Below are 500 nucleotides of genomic sequence, written 5' to 3'. Positions count from 1 at the left end.
TCGACTATTTCGAGAGCTACAAATGGGAAATATATACAGACATCAAGAGGGATTTTTGAATTAAAATATTTCTTTACTCAAGCAATTAAAGGAAACGATGGAATGGTTTCATCTGATTCTGTGAAAAATTTAATCAGAAACATTATAGAAAAAGAAGATATTAAAAGACCATTAAGCGATCAACAAATATCAGATGAATTAGAAAAAATGGGAATCATTATTTCAAGAAGAACTGTAGCTAAATACAGAGAAGAGTTAAGTATTCCTTCTTCAAAATTAAGAAAAAGATTTTAATTTGTTTTTACCTTGATATTTTTTCCAGGGTTGGGTATAATAAGGATGTGATTTTTATAAAAGCTGGGACAAAAATAATACATGAGGGACAATATATGGCCAAATATGGGGGTGGTCCCATTAGTTAATTTAAATTTAATAAAGATGATAGTGCCTGAAACCTTGGAACTATTAGAGAAGCGATACATTATACTAAGAGAAGTTAA

General features: G+C 29.2%; 1 pseudogene. It reads left to right on the top strand.

Features of this window, described 5'->3' with window-relative positions:
- A pseudogene (locus tag R7P64_RS24815) lies at positions 1-294 on the top strand (RNA polymerase factor sigma-54); the annotation flags it as partial.
- Between the last annotated feature and the right edge of the window lie 206 nt (positions 295-500).

Origin of the sequence: Vibrio sp. 2304, assembly GCF_033339475.1 — a bacterium.
GTDB classification, from domain to species: Bacteria; Pseudomonadota; Gammaproteobacteria; order Enterobacterales; family Vibrionaceae; genus Vibrio; species Vibrio alginolyticus.
Note: the sequence above shows the minus strand (reverse complement) of the source record. Positions and strands in the feature narration are given on the sequence as shown.